Annotated in this window: 16 protein-coding genes; 6 read left to right on the top strand and 10 right to left on the bottom strand. The window is 57.0% G+C overall.

The annotated features are described in order from the left end of the window. Positions 1-40 precede the first annotated feature (40 nt). The 3 genes from D3871_RS19350 to D3871_RS19340 are packed head-to-tail and all read left to right on the top strand — an operon-like array spanning position 41 to position 2,677. Positions 41-937, top strand: a complete 897-nt coding sequence (locus D3871_RS19350; protein ID WP_420799670.1) for a 3-hydroxyacyl-CoA dehydrogenase family protein — start codon at positions 41-43, stop codon at positions 935-937. 60 nt (positions 938-997) lie between these two features. Then, the gene (locus tag D3871_RS19345) at positions 998-1,651 is read left to right on the top strand and encodes an aspartate/glutamate racemase family protein (protein ID WP_119770698.1); all 654 of its coding nucleotides are present in this window, start codon (positions 998-1,000) and stop codon (positions 1,649-1,651) included. A 60-nt stretch (positions 1,652-1,711) separates the two neighbouring features. Then, on the top strand, positions 1,712-2,677 hold the full coding sequence (locus tag D3871_RS19340) for a Bug family tripartite tricarboxylate transporter substrate binding protein (RefSeq protein WP_119770697.1): 966 nt from the start codon (positions 1,712-1,714) through the stop codon (positions 2,675-2,677). 372 nt (positions 2,678-3,049) lie between these two features. Here the strand turns inward: D3871_RS19340 and D3871_RS19335 are convergent, their stop codons facing one another. From D3871_RS19335 to D3871_RS19315, 4 genes are all read right to left on the bottom strand, one after another. Then, positions 3,050-3,634, bottom strand: coding sequence for a GNAT family N-acetyltransferase (locus tag D3871_RS19335; protein ID WP_119770696.1), 585 nt, complete (start codon positions 3,632-3,634; stop codon positions 3,050-3,052). A 157-nt stretch (positions 3,635-3,791) separates the two neighbouring features. Beyond that, on the bottom strand, positions 3,792-4,328 hold the full coding sequence (locus D3871_RS19330) for a pyridoxamine 5'-phosphate oxidase family protein (RefSeq protein WP_119770695.1): 537 nt from the start codon (positions 4,326-4,328) through the stop codon (positions 3,792-3,794). A gap of 1,116 nt (positions 4,329-5,444) precedes the next feature. Next, on the bottom strand, positions 5,445-5,744 hold the full coding sequence (locus D3871_RS19320; protein WP_119770694.1) for a porin: 300 nt from the start codon (positions 5,742-5,744) through the stop codon (positions 5,445-5,447). Between the two features lie 95 nt (positions 5,745-5,839). Beyond that, complete coding sequence (locus tag D3871_RS19315) at positions 5,840-6,706, bottom strand: acid phosphatase (protein WP_233575726.1); 867 nt, start codon at positions 6,704-6,706, stop codon at positions 5,840-5,842. Between the two features lie 560 nt (positions 6,707-7,266). Between D3871_RS19315 and D3871_RS19310 the strand changes: the two genes are divergently transcribed. Next, positions 7,267-8,034: a GlxA family transcriptional regulator gene (locus D3871_RS19310; RefSeq protein WP_147376850.1), complete on the top strand. Its 768-nt coding sequence runs from the start codon at positions 7,267-7,269 to the stop codon at positions 8,032-8,034. Between the two features lie 217 nt (positions 8,035-8,251). Here the strand turns inward: D3871_RS19310 and D3871_RS19305 are convergent, their stop codons facing one another. The 4 genes from D3871_RS19305 to D3871_RS19290 form a co-directional block, all read right to left on the bottom strand. Further along, the gene (locus D3871_RS19305; protein WP_233575725.1) at positions 8,252-9,901 is read right to left on the bottom strand and encodes a SulP family inorganic anion transporter; all 1,650 of its coding nucleotides are present in this window, start codon (positions 9,899-9,901) and stop codon (positions 8,252-8,254) included. 93 nt (positions 9,902-9,994) lie between these two features. Then, positions 9,995-11,170 carry an acyl-CoA dehydrogenase family protein gene (locus tag D3871_RS19300; RefSeq protein WP_119770691.1) on the bottom strand — a complete coding sequence of 392 codons (1,176 nt, stop codon included), beginning with the start codon at positions 11,168-11,170 and terminating at the stop codon, positions 9,995-9,997. 48 nt (positions 11,171-11,218) lie between these two features. Next, positions 11,219-12,184 carry a Bug family tripartite tricarboxylate transporter substrate binding protein gene (locus D3871_RS19295; protein ID WP_119770690.1) on the bottom strand — a complete coding sequence of 322 codons (966 nt, stop codon included), beginning with the start codon at positions 12,182-12,184 and terminating at the stop codon, positions 11,219-11,221. Between the two features lie 74 nt (positions 12,185-12,258). Then, positions 12,259-13,425, bottom strand: a complete 1,167-nt coding sequence (locus tag D3871_RS19290) for an acyl-CoA dehydrogenase family protein (RefSeq protein ID WP_119770689.1) — start codon at positions 13,423-13,425, stop codon at positions 12,259-12,261. 189 nt (positions 13,426-13,614) lie between these two features. On the opposite strand from D3871_RS19290, the gene D3871_RS19285 reads away from it, so the two are divergent. Next, a complete protein-coding gene (locus D3871_RS19285) occupies positions 13,615-14,403 on the top strand; it encodes an IclR family transcriptional regulator (protein WP_119771448.1) in 789 nt (262 codons plus the stop codon). 186 nt (positions 14,404-14,589) lie between these two features. Here D3871_RS19285 and D3871_RS19280 read toward each other — a convergent pair whose 3' ends face one another. Together D3871_RS19280 and D3871_RS19275 are read right to left on the bottom strand one after the other, a co-directional pair. Beyond that, positions 14,590-15,399, bottom strand: a complete 810-nt coding sequence (locus D3871_RS19280) for an IclR family transcriptional regulator (protein WP_119771447.1) — start codon at positions 15,397-15,399, stop codon at positions 14,590-14,592. Between the two features lie 63 nt (positions 15,400-15,462). Then, complete coding sequence (locus D3871_RS19275; protein ID WP_119770688.1) at positions 15,463-16,674, bottom strand: CaiB/BaiF CoA transferase family protein; 1,212 nt, start codon at positions 16,672-16,674, stop codon at positions 15,463-15,465. A gap of 332 nt (positions 16,675-17,006) precedes the next feature. On the opposite strand from D3871_RS19275, the gene D3871_RS19270 reads away from it, so the two are divergent. After that, a complete protein-coding gene (locus tag D3871_RS19270) occupies positions 17,007-17,813 on the top strand; it encodes an IclR family transcriptional regulator (RefSeq protein WP_119770687.1) in 807 nt (268 codons plus the stop codon). Positions 17,814-17,915 lie beyond the last annotated feature (102 nt).

The following is a 17,915-nucleotide window of genomic DNA, read 5'->3' as shown; positions in this document are numbered from 1 at the left end:
GCCAGCGCACGCGTGCGCCCTTATCGTAGGCGGCGGGACCATGGGAGCTGACGTCGCCCTGGTGCTGGCGCGCGGCGGTTGCCGTACCATCGTGCTGGAGCCGGGTGAAGCGCGCCGGCAAGCACTGGATGCCTATTTCACCAACGGATTACGCAGCCTCGAAGCAGAACACAAGCGCAGTCGCGTATCCGCATGCGCATCGCTCGACGAAGTCAACTGGCAGTCGATTGACCTGGTGATTGAATGCATCCCCGAAAAACTGGAGCCCAAACAGGCACTGTTTGCAGAGCTGGTGCGGCGTGCACGGCCAGATACCCTGTTATGCAGCAACAGTTCGAGCTTCCCCATCTCGGCGATCGGCAAGGGTCTGGAAACCGCGCAACGGATGCTTGGCCTGCATTTTTTCATGCCGGCGCACCTGGTTCCTCTGGTGGAAGTTGTACTCGGAGAACGATCGTCCGGCCCGCTCGCTGAATCCTTGTCGGCTTTTATGCATGCCTGCGGCATGGTGCCGGTCCTGGTACGCAAGGATTTGCCGGGATTTCTCGCCAACCGGCTTCAGCACGCGCTGGCGCGCGAAGCATTTGCGATGATCGATGCCGGCGTGGCGACGCCCGAGGATGTCGATGCAGCGGTGCGTTTCGGCTTTGGTTTTCGTTTTCTTGCGGCGGGGCCCGTGCTCCAGCGTGATCATGCCGGGATCGACATACATTGCCCGGCCGCAGCCACGATGTATCCGTCGCTCGCCGTTAATGCCGTACCTTCCAGTGCACTGAGCGAGCGCCTGGCAAGCGGAAAATTCGGCATGAAAACCGGAGAAGGTTTTTACAAATGGACGCCAGAGAGCATTGCGGCCGAACGCAAGCGCTATGACGATCTGCTGATGGCGGGACTGCGTCTGCTGGCGCCCGAACTGCCGAAAATTGAAGATAAGTAGACTTCAATATCGCAACGAGGGACTGAGCGTTTGACTGTCATTTTCGATTAAAGAAGACCCATGCCACGCATTGCACTTATCCATGCACTCAGCCATTCCGTTGAGCCGATCAACGAGGCCATGGTACGCGAATGGCCAGAAGCGACCCGGATGAACTTGCTGGATGATTCCCTGTCTGCCGATCTGGCGATTTCCAGCCGCGGTCTCGATGAGGTCATGAACCGGCGCTTCCAGGACCTGGCTGACTATGCTGTCGGTACAGGCGCCCAAGCAATCCTATTCACGTGCTCGGCCTTTGGGCCCTGCATTGAGGCTGTGGCACGGCGCTATGCGAATCTGCCGGTTCTTAAACCAAATGAAGCGATGATCGCCGATGCCGAGAGTGCCGGCGGCACCATAGGACTTATCGCGACATTTCCGCCCACGCTGGAGTCCATGCCAGCTGAGTTTCCTCCTTCTGTTGATATCCGGTGTGCACTTGCGGATGGCGCACTTGATGCACTCAATCGCGGAGACGTGCAGAAACATGACGCGCTGATCGCTGAACAGGCGAAGCAGTTATCCGCCGCAGGCTGCAGCACAATTTCCCTTGCACAGTTCAGCATGGCTCGCTCGCGGCACGCGTGTGCGCAGGCGACTGGCAAGCCCGTGCTCACCACGGTCCATAGCGCGGTAATGGAATTAAAGCGGCGCCTGTCGAGCCAGATGCGATAAGAATCAATTTGTGAGGAGCTGTTTCAGTAGTCAGGTGTATAAAAAACGAGGAGATAAAACATGCTTAAAAAGGCGATACTTGCATCGATGCTCATTGCACAGGCGTTCACTGCTGCAGCCAATGACGTTTACCCGTCAAAGCCGATTAAATTTGTTGTGCCCTATCCGCCGGGTGGCCCGACGGACGCAATGGCACGGCTAATCCAGGGGCCTTTGCAAACAAAACTCAATACACCGGTCATTATTGATAACCGGGGAGGCGCCGGCGGTAACATCGGGTCGGATTTTGTCGCCAAATCGCCTGCCGACGGATATACGATTCTTTTGGCGGCGAGCGGCCCGATGGCTGTGAACAAGACTCTGTACAAATCGGTTCCGTTCGACCCTGAAAAGGATTTCGCGCCGATTATCCAGATTTCGGCTTTTCCACTGGTGCTGGAAGTCCACCCTTCGGTACCTGTTTCCAGCTTGAAGCAATTCCTTGCGCTGGCCAAAGAACGACCGGGCGAGCTTAGCTTTGCATCCGCAGGAAACGGCACACCACAACACTTGGCCGGTGAATTGTTCAACAGCGCCACCGGCATGAAATTACAGCACATACCTTACAAAGGAGCTGGCCCAGCGCTCAACGACGTGGTGGGCGGTCACGTAAAAGTCATGTTCGACATTTTGGGCAGTTCGGTTCAGTACATTAAAACCGGAAAGCTGCGTCCGCTTGCAGTTACTACGGCAACACGCAGCCCCACCCTGCCTGATGTGCCGACCCTGGCCGAAGCTGGCCTGCCGGGATACAGCATTTCAGGTTGGCATGGGATCGTCGCGCCGGCTGCCACTCCAAAGCCGGTCATCAGCAAGCTGAATCAGGCCATCAATGAAATCTTTGCTGATCCTGGTTTCAAGAAGCGATGGGAAGAGCTTGGTACACCTATAGTCGGCGGCACACCGGAAACATTTGGCGCACTAATGCGCTCCGAGTCTTCCAAGTTGGGCAAATTGGTGAAGGATGCCGGGGTTACTGTCGACTAATTGCAAGGCGGCACGCGGGTGCTTCATCAGTATGGTGCCAGGCGGCGACGGAACCACGGATCTGACGTTACGGAGAGTTCGAGGGTATCCGCGATTTTGTGTAATCGGGAAATTTTTTAATGTTGCGGGTTTTATGTTGTGGCATACGCGCATCGAATCTGCCCTGCTCAATGCAATCGCCGGCATCCTGCATAAAACATGGAGTGCGACGAATCTTAAACGCATGTATATGCCTCTCCTAACGCTAGCGGTGAGCGGCGGGCCGCACCCCACTGATACCCGCACCTAGAAAAAGCCTGTCGTGTGGACGGTCCACTCCACTGCCTTGTTAAACTCCGTCTGCCACTCATAGGCACGGCGATGCCGGTCTCGTCACCGTGGTTTGCGGAGCATTGGAAAGATGGGCGGCGACGTCCCCACCTGAATGGTGCCCAATAACTCAAACCCGTGCCGTTCATAGAGCGGAACGTTCTTTGGGTTGCTGGAGTCAAGATAGGCCAGCGTGCGGTCGCGATCGCACGGGATGAGGGCGTGTTTCATTAACGCCGCGCCGTACCCTTTGCCCTGTTGGGATGGGTCGATCCCAATGAACGGCAAATACCAATGCGGCTCCCGCGGATGATAGCGCCCCATCTGTTCAAAGACCGCAAAGAGGTCCTTTTGCACCAGCGCAGACCCGGTGCGTTGCAGCAGTGTGATCAGCGCGTCTTCGTCAGGGCGGACCTCTGGCGGCAGCCACAGGGCCGCCCCGGCATAACCGTCCACGTAGTAGGCGCTCCCGTGTGCAAACGCGTTGCCCCCCAATGCCTTGACGAAGTCGGGGAAATGCATGAGGTACTGCTGCGGATCAGGCCACGTCCAACGCGCAGCAGGGTCCGCGCTAAACGCCAGTACCACGACAGCAATGGCTGGAGCTTCATCGGATGTCGTAGCAGTCCTGATTATCGGTGTTGTCATGGTTTGCCTCCGAAGGGAAATCTCCAGGATTTTGGGAAGTCTAACGCCCACGTTAACCGGCCCGCCGCCACCGACGCCCGACGAGAAAGAACTGCGCCGATCGGCGGGTCCGGTTGAACGCGGGGTTAGGCCGCTCTCGAAGTATCGGCCCTTCTCCTCATTGCCGCAATACTGACGCACGCACCCACACGTCACCCCAGTTCTTCTCGTCAAGGATTCTTATCGCAGCAACGTCGAATCGGTACTGACGAGCCAAGTCATCATCCTTGAGGGTGGCTTTCCAGTTTTCGTAACCCTCGAATCGCATGCGGTACGATCGCTCTGCCTCCCCTGCAGCAGATTCCGAAGTCGCTTCGCAGGTTCCGAATAGCTGCACACCCTGACCCGGAGAGCCCCACGGCTGCTGCGTGGAAAAGACCGTCACGGCCATGGATGCGTTGTTCGAGAGGCTGCGGCAGTGAAGTGACTGGGGATGCGACCAGAAGTAAAGCTCAAGCTTTTCGGAGTAGCTGAAGTACGCGGTGTTGATGTGAGCGCGGCCCTGAGCAGTCACGGTGGCGATCGAGCAGAGGGGACTGCTGTCGAGAATTCGGAGAGCGCTTTGCCGGACTTGTTCCTCGGAGAACTCGTTGCCGTCAAGATTCGCGCCCGTTGCGTCGACAGCATGAATATCAATGAACCTGAAGGGATCCATGACAACCTCCTGCGCTCGGACTACACTTTGAGCGGCATAACGATTAGGTTGACGGGCGCAATGCGTCCGGGTCGAACCGCAAGTTAAATTGATCTGGTACGCGGGTATCACGCAGTGTACGGGGCATTAATGCGGCGGCTAAGCCGCCTCCAAGAGCGCCAAACACTCCGAACAAGAATGCAGTGAAAACGGCGGTATCGAGCTCGATTCGAACTGAATAGATATGGGGAATGCTTGGATACCAGTATTGAAGCGCTATAGATGCGCAAAAGAAGAAATAAGAGTGACCGTTGAGCCTACTTGAACGCCAGACCATAATCGCTTCAGCCACTTTTCTGGTACAGCGTTCCGTCTATATCTTAAAGCAAATATTAATCCGGCAAGAAAAGCTGGAACACGGCCGACTAAATAAGACCAAGGAAGCAAGAAAACGATCGGAAAGGCAAATGCAGGCCCTATTGCGAGGAACCAGATTGCGGTGAGCGCAAAAAATCGAAGTGGCCTTTTCATGGAACGAGGTGTTCTTATAGATTTAACTGATCAGTTAAATGGACAGGTTCGACCGGTAAGCACGGCCTGAGGCTGATAAGCACGTTGGCTTAATCCTCCGCAAGCCGCACCGGTGCTGGCTTCTGCATCACACTGCACATATATACAGTGATAATTTATCGTGAAGCAAGGCTCATCCGACACCATACCCGACCGTCCTCCAAAATTGCTTGATCAACTACGCAGCCGCATCCGCGAAAAACATTACAGCCTGCGATCCGAGCGCGCCTATGTGTTCCGGCTCGATGGTACATCCGCTTCCATGGACTCCGCCATCCCAAGGAGATGGGAGGACCGGAAATACAGGCGTTCATGTCGTTTCTGGTGAACGAACACAATATTTCCGGTCCTCCCATACCCAGGCCCTGTGTGCATTGTTGTTCCTTGACAAATCGGCGCTGGAGATCGACCTGCCTTGAATTGAAGGTATTCATCGTCCAAAACGTCCACCCAAGCGTCAAGTCGTTCTGACCCCGCAGGAAGTCAATCTGGTCTTCGCGCACATGGAATGCGTTGTTTCGGATTGCGGAATCGGCATCCACCGATCCCGCAATCGCTTGTCTCCTTTTAAAAGAGGTGGTTAATACCTACTGAAACGCCAGTCTGGGTTACACCAAGTGTTGCGGTCGGCAGAAAGAAGATGCCACGGCTCCATTTGTTTCTGTCGACTTCTGCGTAAAGGCTGGTGCGTTTGGATAATGCGTATTTCGCTTCGATCATATAGAAGTCCGACTTTTCCTTGCCGGTCGGACGCGTTGCGCTGGTAGCGCTTGACACCTTGGTTTGATAGTACGCACCTGTAAGCGTAAAGGCAGGTGTTACCTGATAATTCAAGCCTCCCCATACGCTCTTGATCTTCGTATTCACTGCCGTCGTTTCGGTCGGGTCGGGTCCTTGGGCGTGACCAGCGGCTGATGGCCGCTGGTTTTAAGAAAAAACGATGGCCCGAATCTGTCATCGTGTCACTGCCGATGCGAGACGGTCGCAACGCCGGTCGCATCCGACTTGCAATCGCTTACAGGCTTGACGCCGCGTATGCGCGCACTTTCGACTTCAGCCTTCGCCGCCGCCAGTTGCGCCTGAAACATCGGGTCGGCATGCAGCCGCGCTACTGCCGCAGCACCGACCACGCGACCGGCATCCACATCGCTTTGCCAATGGACGCCACAAATCACCCGGCTTTGTCCAAAGTCATGGCCGCGTGCCAGCAGCGCATTAACCCGCTCCGGAGCGATTTCGGCGAGAATCAGCGCCCATGCCCAGCCCAGCGCGGCGTGGCCGGAAGGATAGGAGCCATCCTTGGACAAATGCGCTTCCTCCTTCGGGGTGCAGCTTTCCTCTTTATGCACGATGAACGGGCGAGTGCGCTGGTATTTGTCCTTGGCCGCATAAGTGGCCAGTCCAGCATCTGCCAGACTGCGCCGCATGAGCATGTTGAGATGTGGCGTCGCCTCCTGTGATATCGGCATGCCTAGCGTGCAGGAAAAGGCTTCGGCCGCTTTGGGGAAGCTTAGGATCGCATCCTGGGCCGCAAGTTGCCAGCGCAGCGTCCCGCGCGCGGAGCGCGTCGTACGGTATGCCTCTTCGTCGGCGGCTGAAACGGCCGAGCCGGCCGCCGGTGGCGACGGCAAGAGCGTCAGGCTATCAGGCAAGTCCTTGCGTGCGAGGTAGCCAGCCAGATATCCCGGCCGGACTTCCTTCACCTCTGCCGGTGACGTGGGGGGAACCGGAATGCTGCTGCAGCCTACGGCCAGCATGCAAGTCAGTCCCGCGAGTAGTGTGCGTCCCACCACGCCTTCATTCTTCGCGCGAGTTGCGATATGTGTCATATTCATTTCTCCTTCTGTTATTTTTTGTTTGAAGCCTCGTTCTTCGGCAGATAGTCCAGCGCAAGCAGCGCCGAGACCGGCGTGCCTACACAGCGCGCTGAACAGTCCGAATTGGAGAACGGAAAGGCAACGCTTCGGTAAAATCCGACCACTCATGAAGCCTCCTCTTTAACTCTTTAATTATTAATTGACAAAATAGAACGATCGGCCTTTTTTTAAAGATAACTTCAAAGAGATGGAAAGTCGCGGGCTGAAACTGCCATAATGGGGGTTGTTTTCGCCATCTCTGATAAGTCACCGGCCAACTTGTGGATGCCCGTATCGACATACTTTTCAGCCGCAACTGCCTCCCAAGCGCGGCATTCGGCACGATTGACGTATTGCGTATCGCGAATTTTCTATGGCGGCAGCGTCATCGAAAATCATCTGCCTTCCCATTGCATTGGCGTCTCATTGATGCGCGAGGCAGGACGGTCAAGCTGCCGTCCTTGATCTGCGACGCCTTGTCACCATCGCCGGACAGCCGGTTCAAAGCACCGCCTGCGCGCACGGCATTGGTCTTGTGTGGTTTAAACATCGAAAGCCCGGCGCATCTGGACGAAACACTTGCCGCCTCAACGCTTGAGGTGCAATTGATCAAGGCGCGCCACGCCGCAGGCGGCATTGTCGCGGCGTATTACAGCAGCGTTGCGCTACCCGCTGCGGCTGGCGTGCTGGATGGAAGAGAGGCCACTATTACGTGGATGCTCGGAGGCTGGTTTTCGCATACTTTTCCGAAGGTGAAGCTAGACATGGAACGCGCCATCACCTTCGATGGAAACGTATTATGCGCCGGCTCGCTCGACGGCTATATTCCGATGGCGCTTGAACTCGTCCGACATTTTCTCGGCGACGAACTTGCACAGACCTGCGCCAACGTGATCCTGCACGATTCATCGCGATATAAACAGTCCAGCCTGATGCTTTCCACGCTGGCAAAGCGAACGCGCGACGGCGTGGTATTCAAGGCAAAGAAGTGGCTCGAAGAACATATCGACAAAGCCTACGATCTGGAGGCGGTCGCGCTGGCTTCCTCGGTCAGCACCCGCACCTTGCTGCGCCATTTCCAGGAAGTGGTCGGCGATTCACCACTCGGCCACCTCCAGACACTGCGCATAGAAAGGGCCAGGCAGCTATTGGAAATCACCGTATTGGATTTGTCGACCGTGGCCGAAAAATGCGGATACCGTGACACACGCGCCTTCCGCAGGCTTTTCAAATCCCAGACGGGAATATCGCCTGCAGAGTATAGACAGCGTTATGCCGTAAGCGCGGAGCACAGGTTGTAGGCGTATAGGGGATTCAGCAAAGAGCAACGATCATTGGCGCGCGCAGCTAGCCATCCCGCACTTCCCGACGTCCGCAGCTAATGCAGCACCGCCGCGGGAGTGCCGATGGCTACCGGTCGTCAACACACTTCGGATGCCGGTTGATGGATGCCCTGCCTCTGGCACGAGTGGGTCTACGGTCCACGGTCCACGGATTTCCAGACAAGCATGAACGCTGTCAAAAAACCTTTTCCGATCCACTTGGCTTCAAACCAGAGCTATTAGCGCGCAATTCAACAAGGGCTTCACGGTCAGTTGAGAATATGCACTCGGGGCCAATAGCTTTGATCAGGCCGGCACTCTCCAGCACATCCCAAACTTGTTTCTTGACCGCACTCAGATACAGCTTTGCACCCCGCCCCTCAAGAGTTGTGCGTAACGCATCGAGTGCCTCGACTCCTGTCGCATCAATGTCATTAACGCCGCTGGCACACAGCAGCACGCGCTTAATGTCCGAGTCAAATGTGCATCGTGACGATACGAATCGCTCCAGCAGATTTCCCGTCAAAAAGTTCAATGCCGAATCCATCCGCACCGCCAGCAGATCCTCGGCCAGCGGCGACAAACCAAAGCGCTGCCGGTCACGCAGCGTGCCGTCCTGATGCAGGCCAACTTCAATGATGCGCGGATGAGACCGCCGGTACAGGAAGGAAGCCATCGCCAAGCCGATGCCGGCAAACACACCCCAATACAGATAGGGCATCGAAAGCAGCGTCACAGCGAACGTCATGATCGCGACAATCGCATCATCGCGCGAGATTGCGAAGAGCCGCTTGAACACGTTAAGGTCCAGTAAGGAAAAGGTTGGCACGATGATCATTGCTGCCAACACGGACCGCGGCAAAAAATAAATCACATCGAGTAGAAACAGCAGCGACACTAGCACACAGGCGGTTGAAAACAGGGTTGACCAGGCACTGGCCGCACCCGCATACAGGTTCAACGCCGATCGGGAGAACGATCCGCTGACAGGGAATGCACCGCTCAACCCGCTTGCTATCTTTGCCAAGCCCTGACCAATAAGTTCTTGATTTTCATCCCATGGTGTCTGCTGCCTTCGCGCCAGCGTTCGGCAACTGGACATGGCTTCGGTAAAGCTGATAAGGGCCAGGATGAACGCGGCTGGCCACAGTGCCTGGTGTTGTTCAAGCGTGATTGCAGGCGGCAGGGCAAGTGCCGGCAACCCGGATGGCAGATAGCCGACGACTTTTCCTCCGACGTGTTCATAGCCGATCCACCAGCTTGCGAAGATGGCCAGCCCGGAAATGAACAAGATACCTGGAAACCGTGGCAGCAGACGCCTGAACAGCACCAGCAGGAATGCAGCGGCGATGCCGAAACCGGCCGATGCCAATATACCTGCAGGGAATTCTCCCTTCCCAATCGCCGCCATGACAATTTCGCTGGACGACATGCCCCGCACGCCGAACAGGTCGGGCAATTGGGAGAAAATAATGATCAACGCGGCTGCGTTGATGAATCCGTGCACCACTGGCTGGGAGACGAGGTCGGCTACCCGGCCAAGACGGCACGCGCCCAGCAATAGCTGGAACAAGCCTGAGTAGAGCGCCAGCCAGACCGCAAGCGCAACCCATTGCGGACTTGCAGGCGTTGCCATTGACGACAGCGAACCGAATACGAGCAAGCTGGTCAGTGCAACCGGCCCGACTGCGAGCAACTGGCTCGAGCCCCATAGCGCGCCGACAATGGCCGGCAGCAAAGCGGCATACAGACCGGTTTGCGGCGGCATGCCAGCCAGGGTCGCATAGGCGATCGCCTGAGGAATAAGGACAAGGCCAACGCTTAGTCCAGCCCATGCATCACGCATGAGCATGTCCATTGATGGTCGCGGCCAGTACGCGAAAGGCAACCAGCGTGATAGAAAGCCGGTTCGCATTTCAGTCAATCTGTCCCATCTACACTAGGGTCGCAATTCTTCGCGGAAAACGCGACGGGCAATGGTCGCGCGGTGCAACTCGCTTGCGCCATCGTAGATGCGGAAAGGTCGCAGTTCACGCAGTATCATCGAGACCGGCGTGTCGTCCGAAATGCCAAGCGCTCCCATCATCTGCACTGCCCGGTCAGCGACCCGATATACGGCTTCTGAAACAAAAATCTTGGTCATCGCGGATTCATGCTTGACCGATTGTTCCGCATCCATCCGGGCTGCGCAGTGCAGGCTCATCAAGCGGCTGGCATGAAGATCGATGTGGGAGTCGGCCACCATTGCCTGTATCTGCTGCAGATCCGACAGCCGTTGACCAAAGGAAGTGCGATGCGCGGCATAGTGTTGTGCAATTTCCATCGCCCGCGAAGCACGGCCGATGAAACGCATGCAATGCGACAGCCGTGCCGGCTCAAGGCGCTCCTGCGCATAATCGAAGCCCTTGCCGACTTCTCCCAGCACCGCATCGTCGCCGACTTCACAATCAACAAGCCGGATTTCTCCATGGCCGCCGATCTGGTAGCCATCCATACTCCCGATATTGCGCACGACGTCATAGCCGGGTGTGTCAGCGTCGACGATGAACAAGGTTGCGCCCTCGTCTGTCTGTGCCAAGACAATGGCAAACGCAGCGCCGACGGCGCCGCTGATGAACCACTTATGGCCGTTAATGCGCCAATGCCCTCCCTGTCTGACCGCCCTGGTCGCCAGCATGCCCGGATCCGAGCCGGCGCCGGGTGCCGGTTCCGTCATTGCAAAACAGGAACGCACCGTACCCTCGATCAGCGGCATCAGGTAACGCTGCTGCTGTGCCGGCGTGCCGTTACGCAAAAGGTTGATCATGTTCGGCTGGTCAGGCGGCGCGCAGTTGAGCGCACCAGGACCGAGGAAACTGCGCCCGGCTTCTTCCAGGAGTGGCGCCCGCTCTTGCCAGTTCAAGCCGAGGCCGCCCAGCTCTTTCGGCAACTGTGGCGCATACAGCCCTGCAGCGCGTGCCTTTTGCCGCAGATCACGGGTCACCGCATCGAGCCGGTCAACGTCATGTGCCAGGACCGGATTTTCGCGGGGAATGGCTTCGGTTTCGATGAAATGCCTCAGCCGTTCCCGGAGGAGTGCGAGGTCGGACTGGCTCGTGTGGTGATGGCTTAACATAATTGGCGGTCGCGATGCGTTGGCATAAGGTTCGGTCAGTTTCCCGGCTCATTCAAGCTTGGTGCCGGTGGATTTCACCAGAGCCGCCCACCATGCGGTTTCATTTTTGATGATGCTGCCGAACTGCTCCGGCGTATTAGCGACGGGTTCCGCTCCCATTTCTATCATGCGCTTTTTGATTTCCGGCTTGGCCATGACCTTGGCAATGCTTGTCTGCAGCTTACTGACCACGTCGCGCGGCGTGCCGGCAGGTACCATCACACCTTTCCATGCCGTGATCACAAAGTCCTTCATTCCAGCCTCGGCAAAGGTGGGCACGTCCGGCATCGCGGTGGCGCGCTTTTCGCTGGGGATGGCAATTGCACGCAGCTTGCCGCTCTGCACATGCGGCAGCAGTGCCGGCATGTTGTCGATCATCATCCCGATATGGCCGGCCACCAAGTCGACGACCGCAGGGCCGCTACCTTTATAGCCCACGTGCGTCATTTTCAAGCCGGCCATCTGGTTCAGCAGCTCGCCGGCAAGCTGGGCCGGGCTACCATTGCCAGGCGATCCGAAGTTGATCTCGTTTGGCTTGGACTTGGCATAGGCAATGAATTCCTGCAGTGTCTTTGCGGGAATCGAAGGATTGATTGCCATCAGATTATGTTCGCGCACGAGCATGGTCACCGGTGCGAGGTCCTTGACCGGATCGTAGGACATCTTGCTGTACAGACTGGGATTGATCACGGTGGGACCGGCCGCCGCCATCAGGATGGTATAGCCGTCGGGCGCCGACTTGGCCGCGGCATCGCCGATGTTGCCCCCCGCACCAGGCTTGTTTTCGACGATAATCGGCTGCCCGAGCTCATTCTTGAGTTCAGCGCTCAGAATGCGCGCTACCACATCGGTCGAACCACCCGGTGCGAATGGCACGATCATCCTGATCGGCTTGGCGGGATAGCCTGGTTCGGCCATTGCCGGCTGGGCGATGGCGACTGCGGCAACCACAGTAGTGAGTAATGTCTTCAGCATGATGTCTCCTTATCCTTGATGGCTTGCTTCTCATTTCCGCATTGCTTTGATGCGGCCTGACTGGTGAAATGTTTTCATTTTCCTTCCCGGTATCCGTGCGTTGCCAGCGTACGTTTGGCGATGTTGAGCTGATGGATCTGGCTGGTGCCCTCGTACAAACGGAACAGCCGCACGTCGCGGTAAAAGTGTTCAATGCCATAGTCCGCGATGTAGCCGTAGCCGCCAAACATCTGTACGCAGCGGTCCGCCACGCGACCGCACATTTCCGAAGCGAAGTATTTGCATATCGAAGCCGACAGCGACACGTCTTCTCCCCGGTCGCGCTGCCGGGCGGTTTCCAGGATCAGCGCACGGGCGGCATGGATTTCAGTCTGGCAATCGGCGATCATCGCCTGGATGAGCTGGAAATCGGCCAGTTGCTGGCCGAACTGACGGCGTTCCATGACGAAGCGGATCGCTTCGTCCAGCATCCGGATTGCCGGCCCCGTACAGAGCGCCGCAAGATGAATGCGTTGCTTGTTCAGGACTTTCATCGCAGTACGGAATCCTACGCCTTCCTCGCCACCGATCAGATTGGCGGCGGGGACACGGCAATCGTTGAAATGCACTTCCGATACAGGCGAGCCCTCCTGGCCCATCTTGCGATACGGCGCACCGGTCGAGAGACCAGGCGTATCCCTTTCGACGATAAAGGCGGAAATACCAGCCGCGCCGGGTTCCGCGGGGTTCGTACGCGCCATCACGGTGAACACGCCGGCGATCGGCGCATTGGTAATGAAACATTTAGTGCCGTTAAGAATGTAGACATCGCCTTCGCGGCGTGCCGTCGACTTGAGTGCGGTGGCTTCCGATCCGGCATCGGGTTCGGTCAGGGCGAAGCAACCGGTAATTTCACCACTGGCAAGGCCAGGCAGGTACTTTTTCTTTTGCTCTTGGGTACCATCTGCCACAAGGGCTTCGGAACCGATCCCGGTATTGGTGCCAACGCGTGCACGGAAGGCGACCGAACACTGCGACAGCTCCATTGCGGCGAGCACGAGTTCCTCGGTGGTCATGCCGGCACCGCCATATTGCTCGGGGATCGAATAGCCGAACATGCCCTGCGCCGCCATGTCGCGGACGATCTCGGTTGGCACCTCATCCCTTTCCATGACGGTCTTTTCATGCGGGACCAAGCGTTCCTTCACGAAACGGCGCAAGTCGCCAAGAAAAATATTGAAACCTTCTGGGTCCCGGATCATGTATGTCGCTCCATTGTTTGGGATGTATTGTGTTGCTGCCTGAATGTACCGATCTCTGTCAGAAGCCAGACTAGCCAGAACATCGTCAATGCGAAACCAATGTTTCGATATCTTGAACATCAGCCCGTATTTTGTTCGACGATGACGGGTAAGATTGATGTCATGATCCTGTCTAACATTGCGCCACTCATGCGTACCACCGCTCATCATCCCGATCCGAGTTTCGCGACCACCCTGGCCCATGGCCTTGGCTTGCTCCAGTGTTTTCGTGTTGGTTCACCCATGCTCAGCAACAAGGAACTGGCTGAGCGCACCGGTCTGTCAAAGGCCACGATATCCCGCTTGACCTACACGCTGCTCGCACGCGGCTTGCTGACTTACGATGCACACCTTCGCCGCTATCAACTGGGCCCGACCGCCCTGTCGTTGGGATATCCTTTATTGGCCAGTCTTCGGGTGAGGCAAATCGCAAGGCCGTTAATGAAAGAACTGGCGGATTATGCAAATGGCTCGGTGTCACTCGGTATCCGGGACAGGATCAACATGGTGTACATCGAAACCAGCCGCGGACACGAGGCGGCGGCGTTCCGTCCGGACATCGGCGCGTCGTTGCCGATCATGGATAGCGCGATAGGACGAGCCTGGCTGGCACAGGCAGTCGCGATCGACTGCGAAAGAGTGCTGGCAGAGATCCGGGCGCAGCGTCCTGCGGAACACACACGCAATGTGCAGATCGTCGAGCGTGCACGCAAGGATCTCGCGGAGAAAGGATACTGCGTATCGCACGGCGAATGGCAGCAAGACGTCCATGCGATCGCGGTGCCGATGCATACCCCGGTGGATGGGGAGATCCTGGTATTCAATTGCGGCGTCCTGACCAGTCGCCTTAAAAGCAAGACAATCGAAGACAAGCTGGGGAAGCGCTTGATTGACATGGTGAAGCAAGTGGATGCGGCCGTGTTTCCGCGCCACCTTTGATGTTAGAGCGGATCGCGTATCAGTGTATGGGTTCTGCCGTGTTGCCTGTGGCGATTGCGGCGTTGCCAATGCTCGACAGGGAACCACCCTTACGCGGGCCGCCCTGCCTCCGCTTGGCGCCTTGCACTCATCCCCAGGCAACGCGGCAGACCGCTTCGCTACCCTCACACCGATATGCAATCCGCTCTAGGTAAAACCGAGCATCACCTCGATACTGCGCACGAGTGACACCAGTTTGGGCGCTACCTCGCGTTCGATCGCTGCATAGGGGCCATTGACCGCAGGTATGCCACAGTTGAATACGAACAAATTGGAGTCGAGCCGCCGTGACAGCGGTACTGCGAAGCCATACACATCGCTGCTCCATTCCCCGCGGTTGGCGCAGTAGTGGCGCTGTTCATATGAACGCATTGCCTGCATCGCGCCCTGATAAAAGCGTTGATAATGCTCCGGGTCCTTGACGCGGATTTGGTTGAGCACGGATTCCCGTTCATCAGCGGGTGCCCTGCACAGCCAGGCACGGCCCATGGCCGTGGTGAGGATGGGTATCGGCGCTCCTATATCCGGCGTCATTACCAGCCTGTCGGTCGAACGCGAGGTTTCGACGTAGATCATATGGGTGCGGTCGCGAATGCCGAGCGATACTGCCCCGCCGGTCTGTACCGACATCTCCCGCATCAGTGGCCGGGCTATCTGCCGGATCTGCATGTTTGCCAAAAGTGGATAGCCCATGGAGAGGACCGCAGGACCGAGCCGGTATTTTTCCAGTTTGGCATCGTGGCGCAAATAGCCGAGACAAGTAAGCGTATGGGTTAGCCGTGCCACGGTGGTCTTTGACAGTCCGGTGCGCTGCACGAATTCCCGATTGCCGAGGAGCGATTCTCCTACGCGATAGCTCAGCAGGATATCGATGCCGCGCGCCAGAGTCGTCGCGAATTGCGGGTCCTTTTCTTCTGCTTCGCTGTCGGGCTTATTATCGGGCTTGTTATCGTTCATTGCGACCATCCTGCGACCGGTGTTCCAGCATGACTGCAATCGCCCTATCAGCCAGACCGCCGATCAGATTACACCTGCGCTGCGCAGGCGATCAATTTCATTTCCCGGCACTCCCAGCGATGACAGGATTTCCTCATTATGCTCCCCGAGGGCAGGGCCGGTGCGCGGCGGTGCGGGTTCGAAGCCTGTCATGCGTGGCACGATACATGGCGCCGGCAACGATCCGTGCTCGGGGTCAGGTAGGCGGATCAACGCTTGCCGCGACTGGTAATGCGGATCGGCGACAACATCGGCAATCGAATAGATCTTGCTGAAAGGCACACCATGCTCCTCCAATGCATTGGCAATCGCCGCATAGCTATGGGCGAGACACCACTGCGCGATGATTCCGTCAAGCTCGTCAACATGCTTCATGCGCGCCGGGTTGGAACAGAAGCGCTCGTCGTCGGCGAGTTCTGGTCTTTGCATTGCATTGCACAGCCGCCTGAAGATGATGGCCGTTGAACCGACCACCGTGATGTAAGCGCCATCGCCTGTACGGTACATGTTCGATGGCGCGGTATAGGTTGCACGGTTGCCGGCGCGCTGACGGGACACACCCTCGCTTTCATATTCTGCCGCGAGCGGGTCCAGCAGACGCAGCATCGCTTCGGTCGCCGACAAGTCGATTTCCACGCCGTGCTGTTGCGGATGCAGTGCCCGTTGCGCAATCGCGCTGGCGATCGAAAAGGCCCCGAACAATCCGGAGACGACATCGCCCAGTGGATAATTCATGTGCTGCGGTCCACTCTGCATATCGCCCGTCAAGTTGGCAAAACCACTCATCGCTTCAAAGATACGCGCAAATCCGGGACGCGCTGCATAGGGTCCGGTCTGACCAAAGCCGGTGAGCCGCAAGACGATCAGCTTCGGGTTGGCGGCATGGAGCGTGGCAATGTCGAGCCCCCACTTATCCAGGGTGCCGGTACGAAAGTTTTCAACAAGCACGTCGACGGTAGCAACCAGCTTTAAAAACAGCGCTTTTCCTTCCGGCTTGCGCACGTCGAGGGTAATACCTTTTTTACCGCGATTGGTCACCTTCCAGAACAGATCGACCGGCGCGAGAGTGCGCAAAGAGTCACTGCCATCCGGCAGTTCAAGCTTGATCACCTCCGCTCCCATGTCGCCACACAGGGTCGCACTGAATGGAGCAGCAAGAACGGTGGCCATATCGAGAATCCGAATACCGGACAAAGGACCTGATGCAGCGGGTGTGTACGGCTGGGAGTGTGTCATGCCTGCTCCGTGTTAAATGAATGCAATGTGAACGGAAGCAGTCTCCTTGAACGAAATACGTGCCACAAGCAGTGTTTCGATATCTTGAACGGCATTCAATTAAAGAGCCGGCTATCGCTGTGCCAGTGTTTTGGCTTTAACGATTCATTGACATGAACTTTATGTCGCAAAGAACCGAGATATATGACGCGGTATGTTCCCGTTTGCAATAAAGATTTCCCTATAGCCATAAGGGCAAGGACTGTCTCTATTCCCAATATGTGGGAATCAATCTCATTTATTGACAATCTCTTCCTCCGTCAACCAGACTACATCCAACTGACGGGGATCCTATGAACAAGCCAGTCGAACTTTATATTGCTGAACGCCGCGAAGTAGACCCATCCTTCGGCGGCTTGCTCGCAAAAGGGTTTGCGCTACTTCGCTGCTTCGTGAATGAACCGAGGCCAATGGGAAACAGCGAACTGGTTGAAAGGCTGCAGTTACCGCGCGCAACGGTATCGCGCCTGTGTCGCACCCTCTACCAGCTGGGCTATCTGGACTGGGATCCCAACCTTGACAAGTATTTTGTTGGAGCACAGGTTTTGGCGCTGGGCTATCCGTATCTCCTTGGCTTGCAGGTTCGCCATATTGCGCATCCTATGATGCAGAAGGTGGCGGATACGATCGAAGGCGCCGTGTCGATGGGTGTGGCCCATCACCTCGAAGTCACTTATCTTGAATCCTGCGTGCACAAGGAAGGAACACCGGCCAAGCCGGGTGCCGGCGCGACGCGCTCCGTGCTGACAACCGCAATGGGCCGAGCCTATCTGGCCACTCTCTCGAAGAGCAATCTGGCGCGGATTCTCGCCGATGCCGAGCAGGACCGTCCTGACGAATATCACGCCCATATCGATGCGGTGCGCGCCAACATCGCGAACTACCCCAAACGCGGCTTTGCGGTCAATGAAGGCGATGCAGGCCTGGGCGTCCATGGCGTGGGCGTGTACTCGAAGATCGTTCACCTGAACCGCCCGCTACTCTTCAATTGCGCCATGCCAGGCAGCCAGGTCAAGCGAGGCATGCTGGAGAAGCGCGTTGCTCCGCTGTTGATGGAGATGACACGCTCCATCGAACGCGCGGTTGGTTTGTCAGATTAGAGGAAGTAGAAAAACCCGCAGTCAGGGCAATACCCTGGGCGCGAGACGATCGCAAGACGGGTACGACGCCGCCAGAAGCGTTGGCCCTTGGTAAAGACTTTT

This window comes from Noviherbaspirillum saxi, from assembly GCF_003591035.1.
Classification (GTDB): domain Bacteria; phylum Pseudomonadota; class Gammaproteobacteria; order Burkholderiales; family Burkholderiaceae_D; genus Noviherbaspirillum; species Noviherbaspirillum saxi.
The sequence above is the reverse complement of the archived record's forward strand: the minus strand, read 5'-3'. Positions and strand labels throughout refer to the sequence as shown.